The organism is Actinomadura coerulea (genome assembly GCF_014208105.1).
Lineage (GTDB): Bacteria > Actinomycetota > Actinomycetes > Streptosporangiales > Streptosporangiaceae > Spirillospora > Spirillospora coerulea.
Window position 1 is genome coordinate 3401005 of the sequence record NZ_JACHMQ010000001.1, and the last position, 17848, is coordinate 3418852.

The 17848-nt window shown below is 66.2% G+C and carries 14 protein-coding genes and 1 pseudogene; 8 read left to right on the top strand and 7 right to left on the bottom strand.

The window, feature by feature from the left end; genetic code table 11:
* Positions 1–228 precede the first annotated feature (228 nt).
* The gene (locus BKA00_RS15575) at positions 229–1083 is read left to right on the top strand and encodes a C45 family autoproteolytic acyltransferase/hydrolase (protein ID WP_221493168.1); all 855 of its coding nucleotides are present in this window, start codon (positions 229–231) and stop codon (positions 1081–1083) included.
* A 53-nt stretch (positions 1084–1136) separates the two neighbouring features.
* Here BKA00_RS15575 and BKA00_RS38285 read toward each other — a convergent pair whose 3' ends face one another.
* Both BKA00_RS38285 and BKA00_RS15580 read right to left on the bottom strand, forming a co-directional pair.
* Positions 1137–1469 carry a hypothetical protein gene (locus BKA00_RS38285; RefSeq protein WP_221493169.1) on the bottom strand — a complete coding sequence of 111 codons (333 nt, stop codon included), beginning with the start codon at positions 1467–1469 and terminating at the stop codon, positions 1137–1139.
* A gap of 559 nt (positions 1470–2028) precedes the next feature.
* The gene (locus BKA00_RS15580) at positions 2029–2400 is read right to left on the bottom strand and encodes an ATP-binding protein (RefSeq protein ID WP_185025715.1); all 372 of its coding nucleotides are present in this window, start codon (positions 2398–2400) and stop codon (positions 2029–2031) included.
* Positions 2401–2561: 161 nt separating this feature from the next.
* Here BKA00_RS15580 and BKA00_RS15585 point away from each other — a divergent pair, with 161 nt between their 5' ends.
* The 4 genes and pseudogenes from BKA00_RS15585 to BKA00_RS15600 all read left to right on the top strand — a co-directional run.
* The gene (locus BKA00_RS15585; protein WP_185025717.1) at positions 2562–3371 is read left to right on the top strand and encodes a helix-turn-helix domain-containing protein; all 810 of its coding nucleotides are present in this window, start codon (positions 2562–2564) and stop codon (positions 3369–3371) included.
* Positions 3362–3550 (top strand): DUF397 domain-containing protein, encoded by a 189-nt coding sequence (locus BKA00_RS15590; RefSeq protein ID WP_185025719.1) that lies wholly within the window; start codon positions 3362–3364, stop codon positions 3548–3550. The genes BKA00_RS15585 and BKA00_RS15590 overlap by 10 nt, the downstream gene beginning before the upstream one ends.
* Before the next feature lie 503 nt (positions 3551–4053).
* Positions 4054–4911 (top strand): DUF3800 domain-containing protein, encoded by an 858-nt coding sequence (locus BKA00_RS15595; protein ID WP_185025721.1) that lies wholly within the window; start codon positions 4054–4056, stop codon positions 4909–4911.
* 237 nt (positions 4912–5148) lie between these two features.
* Positions 5149–5426 (top strand): annotated as a pseudogene (locus BKA00_RS15600) (IS110 family transposase); the annotation flags it as partial.
* Between the two features lie 9 nt (positions 5427–5435).
* Here BKA00_RS15600 and BKA00_RS15605 read toward each other — a convergent pair.
* Positions 5436–7547 carry a tetratricopeptide repeat protein gene (locus BKA00_RS15605; protein ID WP_185035383.1) on the bottom strand — a complete coding sequence of 704 codons (2112 nt, stop codon included), beginning with the start codon at positions 7545–7547 and terminating at the stop codon, positions 5436–5438.
* Between the two features lie 413 nt (positions 7548–7960).
* Positions 7961–8113: a hypothetical protein gene (locus BKA00_RS15610; RefSeq protein ID WP_185025723.1), complete on the bottom strand. Its 153-nt coding sequence runs from the start codon at positions 8111–8113 to the stop codon at positions 7961–7963.
* A 184-nt stretch (positions 8114–8297) separates the two neighbouring features.
* Between BKA00_RS15610 and BKA00_RS15615 the strand changes: the two genes are divergently transcribed.
* Positions 8298–11072, top strand: coding sequence for a tetratricopeptide repeat protein (locus BKA00_RS15615; protein ID WP_185025725.1), 2775 nt, complete (start codon positions 8298–8300; stop codon positions 11070–11072).
* A 122-nt stretch (positions 11073–11194) separates the two neighbouring features.
* On the opposite strand, the gene BKA00_RS15620 is transcribed toward BKA00_RS15615, so the two are convergent.
* Complete coding sequence (locus BKA00_RS15620; protein ID WP_185025727.1) at positions 11195–12748, bottom strand: tyrosine-type recombinase/integrase; 1554 nt, start codon at positions 12746–12748, stop codon at positions 11195–11197.
* A gap of 97 nt (positions 12749–12845) precedes the next feature.
* Here BKA00_RS15620 and BKA00_RS15625 point away from each other — a divergent pair, with 97 nt between their 5' ends.
* Positions 12846–13262, top strand: coding sequence for a hypothetical protein (locus BKA00_RS15625; protein WP_230299223.1), 417 nt, complete (start codon positions 12846–12848; stop codon positions 13260–13262).
* A 47-nt stretch (positions 13263–13309) separates the two neighbouring features.
* On the opposite strand, the gene BKA00_RS15630 is transcribed toward BKA00_RS15625, so the two are convergent.
* On the bottom strand, positions 13310–13996 hold the full coding sequence (locus BKA00_RS15630) for a class I SAM-dependent methyltransferase (RefSeq protein ID WP_221493170.1): 687 nt from the start codon (positions 13994–13996) through the stop codon (positions 13310–13312).
* 261 nt (positions 13997–14257) lie between these two features.
* Here BKA00_RS15630 and BKA00_RS15635 point away from each other — a divergent pair, with 261 nt between their 5' ends.
* Positions 14258–15259 (top strand): immunity 49 family protein, encoded by a 1002-nt coding sequence (locus BKA00_RS15635; RefSeq protein WP_185025731.1) that lies wholly within the window; start codon positions 14258–14260, stop codon positions 15257–15259.
* Positions 15260–15383: 124 nt separating this feature from the next.
* Here BKA00_RS15635 and BKA00_RS15640 read toward each other — a convergent pair whose 3' ends face one another.
* Positions 15384–17447 carry a WD40 repeat domain-containing serine/threonine protein kinase gene (locus tag BKA00_RS15640; protein WP_185025733.1) on the bottom strand — a complete coding sequence of 688 codons (2064 nt, stop codon included), beginning with the start codon at positions 17445–17447 and terminating at the stop codon, positions 15384–15386.
* Positions 17448–17848 lie beyond the last annotated feature (401 nt).

Consider the following 17848-nt stretch of genomic DNA (forward strand, 5'->3'; position numbering starts at 1 on the left):
CCTCAGCAGTCGAAGAACAGGCAGAGCGGCGAAGCCGTCCTCACCCTGGCATGCGGCCTGATCCGCTGGAGACGCCTGCGCGCATTGAAATGAGGGCTCGGAATTTAGTTGAGTCCTCTGCCATGGCCCAATACCGCAAGACGTTCCACGCGATCGAGATCGGCGCTGGCGGGTGACGGGCGATGGGCCGCGCACGTCCAGCCGACGGTCGTGAGCGCTGAGGGCCGGTTGACCGAGGAAGGCCGGACCCGGCAGGGCGCGGCCCAGGCCCGGAGCCTGTTCGAGGCCCACATGCCCGAACTGGTCCCCACACTTGACCGGCTCGCCGGCCAACTGGCCTCTCCCCGAGCGGGAACCCTTCTCACGCTGGCAGCGGTGCGGCCGTTCTTCTCCGGCTGCACCCAGATCGGCGGGAAGGACACGCTGCTTCGGAACTACGACTTCGCCCCCGACCACTGCGAAGCCACCATCGCCTCCTCCAACTTCCTCCGACCCGTGATCGGCATGCAGGAAGCGGGATGGGGCCTGCTGGACGGCATGAACGACGCCGGTCTCGCGGTCTCACTCACCTTCGGCGGGCGGTTCGTCCACGGGCCGGGCTTCGCCATCCCCCTCGTGCTGCGCTATCTGCTGGAAACCTGCCAGACCGTCGACGAAGCGGTCAGCAGACTGCGCACCATACCCATCGCGATCCCGCAGAACGTCACCCTCGTCGACCCGCACCAGACCGTGACGGTCTACGTGGGCCCCAACATCCCGCTGACCGCAGCACCCGACAACTGCGCCACCAACCACCAGCACCTACCGGTGCCCAGACGAGCAGGAGCGATTCACACAAACCCAGAAGCGCCTGGCCGCCGTACAGGCGGCGGGAGCCGACGTGACAGCGATGCTCCGACCACCGCTATACCAGTACCGGTACGACGAGTGGCTGGGCACCGTGTACACCGCCCACTACCGCCCCGCCAGTGGCAGCGTGACGTACCACTGGCCCGAGGAGCACTGGGAGCAGTCCTTCACCCGCTTCTCCTCAGGAGCACGCACCCTCACCTTCGGGAAGCCAGACGAGAACGACCCCCCTGACGCACGGGACGACCGAACTGCCGACGAAGCCGGCGCCCATAGCGTTAGGAGTTCTAAGGGAGCCGCCGACACACTTCGTCAGCCAGATCATCCAGCTTTTCGACGGTTCGCGCCGCCGCCTCGGCGTACCACCGCAACTGCGGCGACGCCTCCCCCGAGTGCAACGCCGCGACTGCCTGGTTGAGGTTGGCTCCAATCCGTCGAGCCTGCCCCGACGCATGCATCACGATCGCCAGCGCCTCCCGCAGCGATGCATACTGCGGCTGGACACCGCCTCGAGCCGCATTGAGCACCGCCTGCGCCGCGTATGCCCCGACCGCGAGTCGTTCCCCCGATGCTGCCGAGGCAACCAACGCATGCTCCTCATCCGACAGCGAGAACCTCACCGAGCGGCTGCGCCGCGGAGTCCGATGCGCCCGCCGATACACCTGCGCCGACCTCGCCTCCTGCCGCGGCCCATCTTCAGCGACTACCGCCACCACCTCCCGGATCGCGCTCGATCCCCCGTTGGGCTGGACCGCGCCCGGTCCAGCCGCCATATGTGCACGATTTCCATTTCTTGCCCCGCGGCAGCGGGGCCCGGCGAGCCCCTTCAGGTCTCGGCCCACGTACGCATGGGACAGGCTGTCTCATCCCACGCCCGCCCGCTACTTTAAGCATCGGCGTGGCACACTGTCGCTCAAAAACATCAGCGGTGCTGGCCGTGAAGGCCCGGCATAGGTCTACAGAAGCGCTTCGGCGCGTTTTGGTTCATGCAGTCCGGTCGGCGCGAGCCCACCGAGAGTGCCCACACCCCTGCCGGATCTCGGCTCGCAGATGGTCTCAGAACCACTGCGTCTTCCCGTCGGGGGCCACCGATGTGACTCGACTCAGATGCGTCACAGCCCTCGGCGGGGCAAAGGTCAGGTAGCCGGGAGGCAGAGCGCAGACGCCCCTCGTGATCTTTCATGTGCGGTCGATGACCGCGAAGACGACCTTCCCGACGTTGTCGGCCAGGGCACGGATGCCCCAGCAGCGCGCGAACTGGTCGACAATGAACAGGCCACGGCCTGTCTCGCTGGACGTATCCGCCGCCAGCAGGTGCGGGAGGTCGCAACCGGCGTCCTGGACCTCCATCCATAGGGCGTCGTCCTCAGTGCGACTTAGCCGCAAGATCACCTCCTCGTCCGTCGCCGACGCCGCATGTTGCAGGGCATTGGTGACCAGCTCGGTCGCCACCAGGCACGGGACGAAGTCATCCATGCCCCACTGACCGGCAACCAGCCGCACGAACCGCCGGACCTCCGCGACCGCCTTAAGGTCCTGCTTCACCACCATTTCGTTCTCCGCTGCACAGCCCATTGATCTCCTCACTGTGTGTATCAGACAGCACACATTGAGCCACTATCTGGGCTACCGTTCGTCTTGCCGTCCTCAAGTGGCGTTGAGCGGTAAGAAGCCGCATCAGGCAGTAAGTTGCCGAGAGGGGAAAAGCGATCATGGCGGCGGTACGACGGCAGCGCCCCAGGGAGTCAGCTGCGCTTATTGCCTTCGGTCGGCAGATGCGTCGGCTGCGGGAGTTTAAGGGCATCAAGCAGGAAACGATCGCTCATCTCACAAAGGTCAGCCCTGCGCAGGTGAGCCGTATCGAGGCGGGAAAGAAGCGCGCCACACGGCCCTTCGTAGAGATCGTGGACGACCACCTGGAGGCAGGCGGAGCGCTAATCGCTCTGTGGGAGGACCTGAACAAGGACGGTCACCCTGTGCCCGTCTGGTTCGACTGGCCACAGATAGAGGGCGATGCAGTGATGCTGGTCTGCTGGGAGCACGGAGTGATCCCAGGCCTGTTGCAGACCCCGGCATACATGTCGGTCCTACTGAAGGGCAACCAGGAGGCGATAGACCTCCGCCTGCGACGCCAGTCCATCCTCACCAGGGACGATGGAACTCCCCCAACGCTCTTTGTGCTGCTGCTCGATGAGCACGCCCTTTACCGGCAAGTCGGCTCCGCCGAGACGATGAAGGAGCAGCTGGAGCACCTGCTCACCATGGGCATGTTGCCGAACATCACGATCCAAGTAGTCTTGGCAAGCGGTGAGCACACCGGCAACTCAGGTGACTTCATGATTGCAACGATGGAGGACCGAAGCGAGGTTGCCTACGTCGAGACAGCCATCCGTGGTATCGCAACGGACAACCCAGCAGACCTGGCCACTCTGGCACGAACTCTGATCGAGCTTCGTGCACGAGCACTCACCGAAGACGCGTCGCGCGAAGTGATTAGGAAGGCAATAGAGAAATGGACCTGAGCAACGTTGCCTGGCGCCGGAGCAGCCGCAGCACCTCAAGCGGAGGCAACTGCGTCGAACTGGCAGACGCGGCCGATGCGCTGGTGGCAGTGCGAGACAGCAAAGACCCGGTCGGCCCCGTCCTCCTCCTGACCCGCGCAGCCCTGCGCAACGCCGTCAGGTCCGTCCCCAGGCACTGACCGCCCGGCTCCAACTGTGCCCCACCAGTCCCCAACCCCACCGAGCAGCGGCGAGTTGCGGCCTCGCCCCCGGGAGGGCTAGCCGCTCACCCCTACCCCGTCGGCCACTTGCAGCCTGTTCTCCTTTTCTGCGAGAAGACCCACCCGCTGACCTCTCTCGACTGCTGACCTCGCACGATCCTGGGCAAGTACTCGCTTCGAGCGAGCGAACCCGCGCGGTAGCTACCAGCAAGGAATCGGCTAGGTCGCGCCAGGAGACCTCTCATCTCGGAACGGTCAGCAACCCGTGCGTCCGGGAGCGCAGCGCCCGAGCGGGTCTGGACGCGGTACTTCATGCGCCGCCCGCGCCATGTGTTGACCGCCTAGCCCCGACTGCCGCAGTAGTACCGGATCTACTGCGGCAGCGGCCCACGCCCGGCCACAATGACCTGGGTCCCTCGATCACGTGACCCTGGTCGAGGTCTACACACTACTGCGGCGTAACTGGGGGCGGCGGCATGCACATGATCTACATCGACGACAGCGGGCAGAAGCAACCTCGCCGTCAGCACCTAGGCGAGCTCATCTCGGTCGGTGGCGTAATTGTCCCCGAGCACGCCGTCGCCGCTTTCGCGACGGCTCTCGATAGCATCCGAGCCGACCTGAAGTTCCCCGACGGGGAAGAGATTAAGTGGAAGCCACCCAAGGGCACTTTCCAAGCATCAGCCGGCGGTCCGCTGATCACAGAGTTGCGCCAGAGGATGCTCCAAGCCGCTATCGATGGCGGCATCAAGTCCGCCGTGGTGGTGTGGGACCGTGGCCGCCTCCCCTGGGAGAAGGCCGACGTCGAACCGGCAATCCTCACCTACCTTTATGACCGGATCAGCTTGTACCTGCGCCAGCACGATGATGTCGGAATCATCATCGCCGACCAGCCTGGTGGCAGCCGCAAAGACGAGATGAAGTGGCTGGCCGACACCCTGGGCCTCACTCGGGAGGGCACTCGCTTCGCCACCCCCGATCGGGTGGTCTCACCGATCCTGACCGCTCCCTCCCATCACGTCCCGCACCTACAACTTGCCGACCTGGTCACCGCGGCGACCACCGCAGCGGTTGCGGGCTACCCTGCGGGAACAACCCTGGCACCCTGGCTGAAGAAGCTGGCCCGCACCAACGCATATGGACTCGTTGGCGGCGCCGGTGTCGTGCTGTGGCCCCGCGACGATCTCTTGGACCTCTACTACTGGATCTTCGGCGAGCAGCAGTACGTCAAGAACGGCACCGGCTACGCCCTCGGTCCATCCGACGACCCTTTTCGCCCGCCCGGCCGTCCGTTCCAGGATGACGACGGTCTTCCCGTCGTCGACACAACCGCCGGATGACCGTCCACGCGCTTCACTGTGATGCCCCGCCTAGCTGGGCGCGGCGGTCGAGGTGTACTTGATGGCAGCCTGACATCTCCATTTCCTCCCGCCGCGTCTACCGGATCTATCGGTCCACTTGGGCAAGGCTCGCCCGGGGAGGCAAGCCCCGCTCGGCAAGATCGACGCGGTGCCAAGCCACCCGAGCTCGCGCGCTCGACAACCCGGCCTTGCCCGCGACGCTCGCCCAGGACTTCCCTAGTGGTAGACCAACCTTCCTCGATCGGCGCGCTGCCGGTCGCGGTCGCCCGCGCCACCGGCTGCCAGGTCGCCTACCTGCCTGGCCTGACCTATGCGCCGGCTGGCCGACCTGCACCCCGGCCAGGCCAAGACAGACGCCCGCGACGCGTTCGTCGTCGCCGCGCCGCACACCCGCTGCCGCACACCCTGCGCAGGGTTGACACCCGCGCCGAAGCGTTGGCCGAGCTAGAAGTGCTGGTCGGTTCGACGACTACCTGGCCGCCGAGGCCACGACTCAGTTCACTTCAGGGTGCATTAGGATCCCTTTTGCTTCTCAACGAAGCTGTAGGTATCTCCATATCTTGCGTCAGAAATTGCTGCACGGTCCAAGGATCCGCGACGCGTCCGTTCGGCTCAAACCCGTATTTCATCATACGTGTCGCGAGCTCATGGTTTCCTCGGCCATCTTCGAGACCCGCCAACATCTCTATCGCCTCGTTCCTGCCTGACTCGTGCATGCACCCGGCACCAAGCACCCGCCATATCTCCGGCTCAATGATAGAAGGGTCGGTGTAGCTGAGTCGGAGCTTCATGAGGTGAATCAGGTCATCTGGACGACCAGAGGTCCTTAGAATACCTTCGAGGTGCGCTCTGAGTTCTCTGTCGTCCGCACATTCTTCGATCCACCCACGGATAATCCGTTCTCGCGCTTCCTCGACTTCCCTTACGGCGTCTACTGCATCGATTAGCTCACGAATAACCGAGTTTGAATCTTCCGCTTTAGCGCGCAATTTGACAGCGTCCTGCTCATTTCCTTCTCGTTCGTAGAATCGAGCCATATCTAGCATCGCGGGGTATGAACCTAGGTCGACTGCGCGTTGCAGAAATTCTTTGGCGGAGGCCATATCGCCGACCTCCTCTCGAAGGACAGCCCATTCCCCAACGGTAGACAAACTCTCCTCCTCTTGGGCAAGGGCAGCCTCAGCGGCCGCTAGATCACCCTGCTTCCTGTAAAGACAAGCCAGGGAGTACCAGGAGTCCTTGACATCACGGATCGTGGCAATTTCCAATGCCTGTCTCGCTGCATCTATGTCGCCGTTTCGCTCTCTATGGTCGGCAAGATAAAGCAGCGCCTGCGATTCACCGTGGTCGGCGGCATGAAGGTAAAATTGAGTGGCAAGCCTGAACAGGCCGCGACTCTGCGATTCGTAGGCAATATCAACTAGCTCATCGCCAGCCACGGTGTGCTGCAGCATTGCCTCCCAGAACGATGTGGGCGGAACCTCGATGCGGCGTTGATACGCACTAACGTGCTCCAGGTAGTCAGCGAGTCGGTATCTGATCGTCGCTTGTACCGCAGCGCCAGGTCGAGGCCTTATCGGAACAAGCGGGCCGTTAACGCCCAAGCAGGGTCGGGCAGCGTATGCCAGAGCACTCGCGAACCAGCCCTCATCGAGGGCGTCCCACGTGGAATCGTCCATGTAGCCGTGGGATGCTTCGTAGAGAAAATCCTTGGTCAGCTCGGCTTTGCGGTTCAGCCGTCGGGCATCAAGGGCCGCGTTCATTACCGCACGGGCTGATGGAGGGGCGGCCTCGTACCTACTTACGAGTTCGAAGCCGCCTGCAAGGTGCTGCGTGATCTTCTGGCGTGACCGTGCCATTGCGTTGCCGAGGCGTGAGTCATGGGTCGCCAAGTCACTCAGGGCAACGAGATCTTCTCCTGAAAACTCCTCTGGAACGATTACGCTCGTACCGACGAGAAGTTCCCGCACTTGGGGATGGGGGTTCGACTCAGGCTGGCGTGGGCGTCCCGTTAGCAGATCCCAATGCTCAGGCCAAAGAGTCCCAAGTATGAGAACAGGGCCGCGCTCTCGGGAGCGGAGCAGCTCTCGGAGGCCTGAGGCGACTCGTTCGCCTATTTGGTCTTTGCTTATCCCGAGGTAGTTTATCGATTCGTTGAGCCAAATGACAGTCTGCGGTCCGACAAGGTTTTGTTCCAGGGCGTTCGTCAGCGCCGCTGCACGATTAGGGCTAATTGGGTGCCATAGCTTCCACCCTTCAGGCAGATGCTGGATTGCTTCCCAACATGCTCTGGTTTTGCCGGTCGATGAACCACCAACCAACATCACCATCACGCTCGTCCCGCTCGCCGCTTGGCTAACCTTTTCTCGCAACACTACGTCATGCTGGCGCTCGACATAGGCGGGAAGGCTGGGCAACCCCTCATCGCCTTCGATCGCTGGATGCACTTCGAGTTGGAGCGCATCCCACTCGCTAACGGGCCGGCCGACGAGATCCGGCTGCGGCGAGTCACCGGGGCGACGTGTCGGCTGTGCTCGCTCGACAAGCCCGTTCCAGTGGATGCGATCTTGGGAGAGTGGCATGGAGCCAGCCCACTCCGACCAGATCTGCACCAAGGCCCAAATCTGATCGGCATCGCGCGGCGCTCTCGCTTCGTGAGCCCGTAGCCACTCGCCAATGCGCCTGTCGTTGAGCGGCGTCCCGGATCGGCGACTCGCTTGCTTAGCTGCTTCCCGTCGCGAGTACGGGAGGCCACGCTCCTTTCGCGCAGTCACTGCTCGGCCTTCAAGGGCGCGCAGAGCTTCTTGAAGTTCCCTCAATCCCGGTCGCAGTCCGGTCACCTCCTGGAGTTGGAGTGCCCGCAAACGCCCGCTGCCCACAGCGGAAGAAGCGGATACAGCCCTAGCCATGAGCGTAGCGATCCTCGTATCCGCTTAATGCGCAGCGACGCCGACTCAGGCTACGTCGGGCGGGCCAAGCCAACACATGCCGCGCCTGGCCCGACCCGCCATCCAGTCCCGGGGCGCACTCAGTGGCTCTGGATCCACCAGATGAGCCCGGTCACCAGGGCGGCTCCGGCCGCTGAGGCCAGTCCGCGCACGACGCCGAATATCGCGGCGCTGCAAAGCCGCCGGACGGTGCTGGTGTCGTTCTTGCTCGTACTGACGCCGTCCTTGTTCATGGAACCCTCCCGCTGTCGTTGCTGCACCGGTCCGCCGGGCATGGCAGCAGAATCGGCGTGTGGGTGGGCGCCCGTCCCAGAAGGCGGGCGCAGCGGGCGAACCGGTTCTAAGCTGCCGGTCACGGGCATGCCCGCACCGCCCGCTGCGGGCATGGGCGGTGACCCGCGTGACGGCAAGGAGGACATGATCGGCACCGACGACGCCCGCACTCTCTACGACGAGCTGCGGGTGCTGCGCGAACGGGCCAGGACGCGAAGGCGCGCGGCCGGTGAAGTGTTCTCCCTGCGGGAGATCGAGAGGGCGCTGACCAGACCGCCGTACGCGATCAAGTTCCGTGGCCAGGCCATCAGCGACTGGCTTCCCGAGGACGCGGCCAAGGCTCAGGTTCCCCGCGACGCCGACGTGGTGTGGGCGCTGGTGCGGCTGTGGAGCGACTGGGCGGGCGACGGACAACCCGCCGAAAGGCATTGGCGCGGGCTCGTCGAGCGGGCCCAGCCCGCCCGCGTTCCGCCTTCGGCCGCGGCGCCGGCGGGACGGCCGATCGGTGAGTTCGGCGACCGGCTGGTGTTGGAGGACCTGGAGGTCCAGCCCGCCGTCGACCTCACCGGCGCGGTGACCGGTGCAGCCGGGCTCGGCCTACTGCCCGCCTATGTGCGACGCGAGCACGACTGGCTTCTACAAGCGGTGGTCGATGCCGCCAAGGACGGCCACAGCGGCATCGCGCTGCTGATCGGCGGCCCGTCTTCCGGTAAGACCCGGGCCTGCTGGGAGGCGGTGAAGGCGCTGCCGGAGGCGTGGCGGCTCTGGCATCCGCTCACGCCCACCCGCGCCCAGGCCGTCATCGACGGGCTTCCCGCGGTGGGTCCGCGGACGGTGGTGTGGCTCAACGACAGTCAGCATTACCTGCTCGACCCCGACCGGGCCGAACAGGTCGCCTCCGGGCTACGCGACCTGCTCAACGACGCCCAGCGCGCACCGGTGCTGGTGGTGGGCAGCATCTGGCACGAGGACTGGGCCACGCTGAGCACCGTGCCTGCCCCTGGGCAGTGGACGTCCGGGCGCCACCCCGATCCGTTCGCGCAGGCCCGCCAACTGGTCGGCGACAACGGCATCATCGTGCCCGAGTACTTCACCGGCGACGACCTGAAGGCGGCCCGCGACGCCGCCACCGGCGACCCCCGCCTGGTCGACGCGCTGCAACACGCCGAACAGGGGCATATCACCCAGTACCTGGCTGGTGTGCCCGCCCTTCTCGAGCGTTACCGCACCGCGTACCCAGCGGCCAAAGCGCTGATCAAGGCGGCCATGGATGCCCTGCGCACCGTCCCCGGCCTCCCCCTGACCCGGGATCTGCTGGAGGAAGCGGCCGAGGGTTACCTCACCGGCGTCCAGTTCGATCTGCTGGAGGAGGCATGGTTCGAGGCGGCCCTGGCCTCCCTGTCCGTACCGCAACGCGGAACCCGCGGCCCGCTTACCCCTATCCGCCCACGCTGTGGGCAGCCCGCACCCGCCCGGCCCAGTTACCGTCTCGCCCCCTACCTTGAACACCACGGCCGCGTGACCCGCCGCACCACCCGCGCCCCAGCCGCGCTGTGGGAGGCGCTGCTGCACTACCAGGGCGCGCCCGCCGCCATCCTCGGCCAATTCGGACAGAGGGCCAAAGATCACGGGCTGCTGCGAACGGCCGTCCGCTTCTACGCGGCCGCTGCCGACGCCGGGTACGTGAACGCCTCGAGGAGGACCGCCGGCCTCCTGGAGGACGCGGGCCGCATCGAGGAAGCCATCAGCTGGTGGCAACAGGCAGCCGACGGCGACGACTACCACGGGATAAACGCCGAGTACCTGGCCAGACTTCTGGAATCGCTGGGCCGAGCCGAGGAGGCGCTGCACTACTGGCAGCGGTCGGCGGATCTCGGCAACCCCGTCGCCCTGGAGAAGGCGGGCAGGCGGCTGGTGGAATTCGGACGCGTCGACGACGCTGTCCGCTGGTGGCAGCGCGCAGCCGACCTCGCAGGTGACGACCAGGACAAAGCCGCCTACTACAGCGTGCAGGCGGCCGAACTGCTGGTGCGAGCGGGCCCACTGGAGGAAGCCCTGGCTTGGTGGCTGCGCGCCGTGGGGACCAGCTCCTTTATGGCTCAGTGGGCTGACACGCCTCGAGAACTACACGAAACAGGCCAGGCCGACGAAGCCGTTCAACGGCTGCGTGCCCACGCCGCGAACGGCACTGCGTCGGACGCCAATGTCGCCAAGTGCCTCCGCCTGCTGCACGACGCCAGCAACCACGTCTGCGATGTCCCGGACCGGGGACCAGCGGCCGAGCACGCCGACACCGCTGATCCCCAAGACCCGACCACCGCCGAACCGGAAAGCCCCTGGTACGCAACGCGCTGGGACGAGGTGAAACGCGAGGCCAACCAGCTGGCGGCCCAAGGTTCCATCACCGACGAGATCATCGATCTTCTCCTAAATCCCCCCGACGCCCATCACGGGCTCCACTTCGAATTGGTAAGCGCCATCTTGTGGGTGACCGGCAGGCAAGAAGAAGCCATCCGCCATTGCCAACAGGCAGCAGAACATGTCTACGCCTCCGGCGGATACACCTCTGACGCTCGCTATGCCGCACTACGAGCGGCCTACCTTCTTCGCCAGATAGACCGCACTCAGGAAGCCATTGGCTGGTTGCAGAACCGCGCCGAGACCGGAGACGACGACGCCGCCCAGAAAGCGGTCTGGCTGCTGCTGGAACGCGGCGAGGGCGAGCATGCCATCGACTGGCTGACGCACGCCGCAGCCGCAGGCCACCGCTACGCGCTGGCACTCACCGCCGATGTGCTGGCCGAAACGGGCCACATCACCGACGCCGACAAACTCCGGCAGTACGGATGGGAACCCGACGGATCCATCGCAGAACCCTGGACAGCCGCGCCCCCAGCCGCCCACCCGCACCAGCCATAGGATCGTGCAGCCAGCGGCCGAGGCGCTGGCCGCACGACAGTCCCCAGCTAGAGCTGCGGGGGCGGGGGGTGGTTCCTCGGAAAGTGCTCCCGTGCCCTTCCGCTGCTCGTGTGCTGGGCGGACTAGTTGCCTGTAGGGATTTGCATGGCGGTGAGGGTGTCGGTGACCAGGTGCAAGTCTGGGCGGGAGGTGGAGCTTTCGGCTGCGATCTGGCGGGCGAGAGGAGGGTCGATCATGGCCTGCATGCGGTGCATCATGTCCTCCATTCGCGCCAGCATCGCCTCTTGTGGGTCGGGTTGCTTTACCTCGTAGCCCAGGAGCACGTTCATGGTGGTTGCTGCGGCTTCGCTTTCCTCAGCCAGTGCCCAGACGTAGTGGGTGGTGGATGTCAGGTCGTTGTGGCCCAGGCGGGCCTGGACGTCCGGCAGCGGGACGCCGTGTGCCAGGAGGAGGGAGGCGTGGGAGTGGCGCAGTTGGTACGGGGTCACATCGACGCCGACGGCCTTGCGGGCCGGGATCCAGATGGTGCTCCATTCACTGGGCGCCAGGTAGTCGTTGCCGTCACGGCGGATCCGCTGGCGAGTGACCTTGCCCTTGCGGGCCATCGCCTGCACGCGATACGCCGACCGATAGTCCCGGTAGGCCTGTACGCACGGCGCGCACCGGCAGCCGTGCTTGCGGTACGTACTGATCTTGGTGTGAGTGACGCGTTCGCCGGTGACGGGTGAGACGAAGGTCGTCTTCGCGGCGGCTTCCATCTCTTCTGCGGTGCAGCGCGGGAGGTTGACCCAGGCCGTGTCCGGCATGAACAACCGGACTGGGAAGATCAGGTCGCCTGGCTTCATGCCGTGTTGTTCGACGTGGGCGCGGATCTTCTCCACAAGCGGCCTGCCGACTTTGAATCGGCGGTGTTCTCCGTTCTTCGTGTAGGGGCGGGTAATGAACCGGCCGCCGGTCGGATGGAACTGCTTCGCCACCTCCACAGTCGAGCGGCACACGTTCAGCATGCCGGTGTCGTAGTCCAGGTCCCCTTCCTGGAAGGAGATCGCCTCGCAGAAGCGAACCCCGGTGGAGATGATGTACTCGGCGAACAGACGCTGCGTCGGCAGCGGCAGCTTGCTGTACAGTTCCCAGAACACCGTCTCGTTGATCACTTTGATGTTCTTGTGCGCGGCCTGCTTGCCGACGTTCAGACCCCGGACAGGGTTGTCGGTGCGGCAGCCCAGCAGGATCGAGAGGCCGAGCATCGCCGAGAGCACCTTCCGGCAGGCCCGCCTCGTGGTCACCGTCCGCTCCGTCTCCGCCAGCCAGGTGAAGAACTGGACGGCGCGGGCGGAGTCGAAGGTCGCCACCCGGTCGGCCTTCAAGAAGGGGCGGACGTGGTTGATCCAGACCCCGAAGTAGGTCTGCATCGTGTTCGGCTCGACCCGGTGATGCCGCTGGAAGATCGGCCAGAACTCGTCGAACGTCATCGCGCGCCTCTGCGCCGGCGTCATCTCCCCCAGGACGCCGCCCTCGCGTCTGTTCTGCTCCCTGCGGGCCGCGGCCAGTGCCTCTAGTTCGTCGTCGTAGGTGCCGGCCGACCGGGGTGTCCCGGTCGTGTCGTCGTACATCCCCGTGTACCGGGTCGCCCCGGTGCGCTTGCTGACCTTCCTGGCTACGTACGGTTGCCGCACTGACTCCTCCTCTCGACCGGAGAACGAGTTAGCGAACCGGCTAGCGGACTGCCTGTCACAGCCCCGCACCAGCCACCACCACGCATGATCAACATGCATGCTGACCTGCGATTTTACCTCATTTTCGAAGCCTCATCGAGTCTGGGAGGGCTCCGGCAACGTCGCGGCACTCGATCTCCTCCGCGCAACGCTCCGCGAACCGCAGACCCTAGAGGCGTTCTTCGACGAAGTAGCCCTCTCCCAAGGAGCCGACAAGCGCCTGGACGCAGCCATCAAGGACGTCAAGGAAAGCTTCGCCGACACGTCCACAATCGAGTACCGCGCCCGCCGAGTAGCCGAGAACCTGGCACTAGTCCTGCAAGCATCGCTGCTGGTCAGGCACGGTCATCCGGCCGTCGCCGACGCCTTCTGCGCAACCCGCCTGGCAGGCGACTGGGGCGGCGCCTTCGGCACCCTCCCGCCGGGCCTGGACCTCGCCCCGATCATCGACCGCGCCACCCCGAAGGTCGGCTGACTCCTCACGCAAGATCAACATCCGGCGTCCGCCGGGCCACCGCATCTTCAGGGGGTGGCTGGTTTGCGGGCGGTGAGCAGGCGGGTCGGGACCCACGGACTGCCCCACCACGCGCGCCAGCCGAGGCCGCGCACGCGGATGTCCTGGGCGTTCAGCCGGTCCAGCACCGCGGCGTACTCGCGGGGGGTCCGCGCCAGGTCGGCGATCAGCAGGCGGCCGCCCGGCCGCAGCACCCGGTACGCCTCGGCGATCGCTTTGGCGCGGGCGTCCGCGCCGAAGATGGTGTGCACCGTCAGGCTGGACACGATCAGGTCGAAGCTCGCGTCCGCGTACGGAAGTCTGCGCAGGTCCCCCCCTTGCACGTGGACGCGGTCGGCGACGCCTTCGGCGCGGGCGTTGCGCAGGGTCGCCGCCGGGGTGTTGCCGGACTGGTCCCGTCCGCGCCACAGGTCCACGCCGACCGCCTGGCCCTGCGGGAGGTGCCGGGCGGCGGCCAACAGGACGGCGCCGCGTCCGCAGCCGAGGTCGAGCAGCCGTTCGTCGCCACGCAGGTCCAGTTCGTCCAGCACGTCCCGCCAGACCAGGAACTTGCCGCGCAGCGTGGCGTGCAGGCTCAGGGCCAGGCATCCCGCCAGCAGGGTGCCGGAGACCAGCGCGGGCAGCGCGGCGGCCAGATCGGCGGTGACCGCCATCACCAGCCCGGTCACCCAGAACCCCAGCACGACCAAGCCCACGAAGCCGAACCCATAGGGCGCATCCATCCCATACCGCGCGCCAGACATCCCGCCACTCTGCCACGAACCGGCCGATCGCGGGCCGGCTACGACGCATCGCCTCTGCCAGCGTCGGGCATTCTCAACCCGTCCGACCCGGTTCGACGTCGAACTGTCCGGCTCGGGAGCGGGAGCGGTGAGATGAACCGGCTCCGGCGAAAATGACTGATCGTTCGCGATCGGCGCTCCAGGCTCGCTTCGGACGGAGACGGGGTGTCGGGCATGAGGATCGAGCGCCATCGGATCGGCGCGAAGCGGCTGCGCGAGGCGACCGAGGACTTCGCCGGGCGAATCGGCCGCAGCGTCCGCCTTCAGCAGGAGGCGGGACGCGACGGGTTCGGCTGGCAGATGATCGCCAACGACCTGCTGGACTATGCCGGAGCCCGGTCGGTGGAGGACCCGCAGATCGACCGGGACGCCTGGATGGCGCTCGGTTCGGCCGCCGACCTCATCGGGACGCCCGGCACCGACGCGGAGCGAGCCCTGCACGCCCTGGCCACGGGCGACCAGGACGCCTTCTGGACGGCGATCGCGGCCATGCTCGCCCAGCCGCTGGGTGAGAACCCACGTCCCCGCACCCTGCTGCCGTCGGCACCGCTCGCGCTCACCGCCATCGCCGTCCGGGACAACGGCTGGGAGCAGCGGATCGAGTCCGACTACCTGCCCCCGAGCATCACCCGCAGTGAACGGGGCCACGGCGCGGAAACCTCCATCGAGCCCGAAGACCTGTCGAACTACGAATGGCACCACGCGATCGCGCTCGCGTTGATCACAGGCTCGAAGGAACGGCGCGGCCTCCTGCTGGGCATCGACCCCGACGCCCTGGCATCGGAGTGGAGCGCGCCCGCCCACCACGCCTACCATGTCGCGCTCCGCGCCTACCTGAGGGGCGAACCCGCCCGTCCGGCCATGGACCGGGCGCTGGCCGCCGTCCGGAACGCCGCAGCCGCCCAGCCGGGCATCCTGTGGCCGTTCACCGTCCTGCTGTCACAACTCGTGGCCGGAGACCGGGACGGGTTCGTGGCGGCACTGGTCGACGCCCTGGAAGAGTTCCGCGAGCACTACACCGCCGGCGATGAGCAGGACAGCGTCAGCAAGCAGGTCCCCATCGACATCCTCGCGCTGACCTGCCACGCGCACCGTGAACTCGGCTGGGGGATCCCCTTGGTCTCCGACTACCTCCCCACCGCGATCGTGGCGCCCTGGCCGACACGCGACCACTGATCGAGCGACGCCGCCAGTCGGCTCCGTCCCGCACTGCCACCATGCCGATGCCGCCTACGCCCGGCGTTCCGGGCGGCCGCGGTTCGTTACTCACTGCGAGGGCGACCACATCGTCGGTCAGCCTTCACCGGTGCTTCTTCAGCAGCATCACGGTGTCGCTGCTGGCGGCGGCCAACATCGAACCGTCCGGGCTGTACGTCAACTCGGTGACGTCGGTCGAATCTCCGAAGAAGGGAACCCAGTCCGTTTTTCCGTCAGTGGTCGAGATGAGATCGCCGGTTCTCGGGTCCCAGATCTTCGCGGTGTTACCGCTGGCGGTGGCGAGTGTGGAACCGTCCGGGCTGAACACCACCTCGTTGACGTTGGCCCCGAATCCCTTGAGGGTGGTGACGAGGGAGCCGGTTCTCGCATCCCAGATCCTCGCCTTCTCGTCCAAACCGCCTGTGACGATCCTGGAACCGTCGGGACTGAACGCGACCGAACCAACACCGCCGCGATGCCCGGCGAGCGAGGCGACGCGATCAGCTGTCGCGACGTCCCAGACCTTCGCGGAGTCGTTCGGGCCGCCGACGGCCACCCTGGTGCCGTCCGGACTGAAGGCCACCGCGTAGACGCCGTACAGGTCATCGCCGATCTCGGCGATGCGAACACCGGTCTCGGCACTCCACACGGCTACGTTGGGGCCGGCAGATAGAGTGTTGGTGGCGAAAGCGGATCCGTCCGGACTGAACACCACCGACCTGTACCAGGGATCAGCTTTAGGAAGAGTCGCGACGACTTTTCCTGACTCGACGTTCCAGAGCAGTGCTTCGCCGCCCGACGTGGTCACGATCCTGGAGCCGTCCGGGCGCAACGCCACCGACTCGACGAGGTCCCGATCGCCACCGAATCTGGCGACGACCTTAAGGCTTTCGACGTCACAGATTCTCGTGGTGCCGTCCGCGCTGACGATGATCAGCTTGGAAGCGTCCGAACTGAAAGCCACCAGTTTGATGCCTTCCCCATATTCACCGAGTGTGGTGAGGAGTTCACCGGTCCTGGTATCCCAGATCTTCGCGGTGTGGTCACCGCTGCCGGTGGCCAGTTTCGAACCGTCCGGGCTGAACGCCACCGCTCCGACGTCGTCCCGGTGCCCGCTGAAGGTGAAGGCGACGTCGAACTTCGTGTCCCCGATCTGCTCGATGCGGGTGATGACGAAGAGGAATATCACCGTCACCACGACGATGCTCGCGAGTTTGAGAGTCCGTCGCGGTATCAGCGGTGCGAACGGCGTCCGGACGGGCGTCTGGCGCTCCCGAGGTGAGCGGCGTTCGCCGACCGGCTCGTCGAGTCGCGGGACGGGCGGCCGTGCGGGGAGTTCGGGAAGACCCCCGATGTCGCGGAGGCGTGCGAGGATGTCCGCGGCCCGGGCGGGACGCTGATCGGGGTCTTTGGCCAGCATTTCCAAGACGAGACGGTCGAGCGCTTCGGGAATCTCGGGCCGCGTCGTGCTCGGCGGCGCGGGGGCCGCATTGAGGTGCTGTCCCATGAACGCGCTGAGCGACGGACCGTGAAAAGCGGTGCGCCCGGTCAGCATCACGTACAGGATTCCCCCGAACGCGTACAGATCCGTGCGGTCGTCGACCGGATCCCCGCGCCACTGCTCGGGGGCCATGAACCTCGGTGTTCCCGCCTGCCCTCCGAGGGTGTGCGATGCCGAAGCCTCGACGATATGGGCGATGCCGAAATCGCAGATCTTGACCCGATCCCCTTGCAGGAGCATCAGGTTCGCCGGCTTGATGTCCCGATGCACGATGCGGTGCTCATGGGCAGCGGCCAGACCGTCCGCGATCTGCGCGGCCAACACCAGCGCCCGCCGCACCGCGAGCCCCTCCGGATGCGCGGCGATCTCCTCGGCCAGGTCCCTGCCCTGCAGGAATTCCATCACCAGATACCACTGGCCGTCGTATTCTCCGAAGTCGTCGACCGCGGCGATGTTCGGATGAGACAGCCTGGCCGCGATCTTCGCTTCCTGCCGGAACTTGCTCAGCCACACGGGGCCGCTCGCCGCGACGTCCCGGTGCAGGAACTTGACCGCGACCGGCCGGTCCCGGAGGAGATCGGCGGCCCTCCACACCTGGCCGAAGCCGCCTCCGCCGACAGCCCGCTCAAGCCGATACCGGCCGGCGATCCGCAGCCCTGACTCCACCCAGCACCCCCACCACGCACCACCGCGAGAATCCGCACTCCGGCGGGACGTGACCAAGAAAACCACACCCCGGTGGAATGAGGGAGAGTCCTGGGACGCGAAGTGGCTCATCACGTTCACATGACCTGCGACCGACGTCCCTTCTTCTCCGCGCCTCATACTCCTTGCCCGGAGCGATCGTCACGCGGAGTCCACGCTTTCCACGAAAGGCCGGACCTGATATCGGGCTGCAGGTTTCACATATCGAAGTCGGTCAGGTCCGGCAGGAATACCGGCGGACCGGTGATCGTGCCGGCCACTGGAGCGTCGAGGCGTGGCCCCTGACCGCGCGGCGCTCGGGACCGACCGGGTCCTGATCGTCGATGGATGGAGGCGTCGAGCGCGTCGCCCCAGGGTCGGCT

Bases quoted from the DNA above. Each gene is read 5' to 3' on its own strand.
- BKA00_RS15580 (WP_185025715.1), bottom strand. From the start codon at position 2,400: ATGGTGGTGAAGCAGGACCTTAAGGCGGTCGCGGAGGTCCGGCGGTTC.
- BKA00_RS15585 (WP_185025717.1), top strand. From the start codon at position 2,562: ATGGCGGCGGTACGACGGCAGCGCCCCAGGGAGTCAGCTGCGCTTATT.
- BKA00_RS15590 (WP_185025719.1), top strand. From the start codon at position 3,362: ATGGACCTGAGCAACGTTGCCTGGCGCCGGAGCAGCCGCAGCACCTCA.
- BKA00_RS15595 (WP_185025721.1), top strand. From the start codon at position 4,054: ATGATCTACATCGACGACAGCGGGCAGAAGCAACCTCGCCGTCAGCAC.
- BKA00_RS15610 (WP_185025723.1), bottom strand. From the start codon at position 8,113: ATGAACAAGGACGGCGTCAGTACGAGCAAGAACGACACCAGCACCGTC.
- BKA00_RS15615 (WP_185025725.1), top strand. From the start codon at position 8,298: ATGATCGGCACCGACGACGCCCGCACTCTCTACGACGAGCTGCGGGTG.
- BKA00_RS15625 (WP_230299223.1), top strand. From the start codon at position 12,846: ATGCTGACCTGCGATTTTACCTCATTTTCGAAGCCTCATCGAGTCTGG.
- BKA00_RS15635 (WP_185025731.1), top strand. From the start codon at position 14,258: ATGAGGATCGAGCGCCATCGGATCGGCGCGAAGCGGCTGCGCGAGGCG.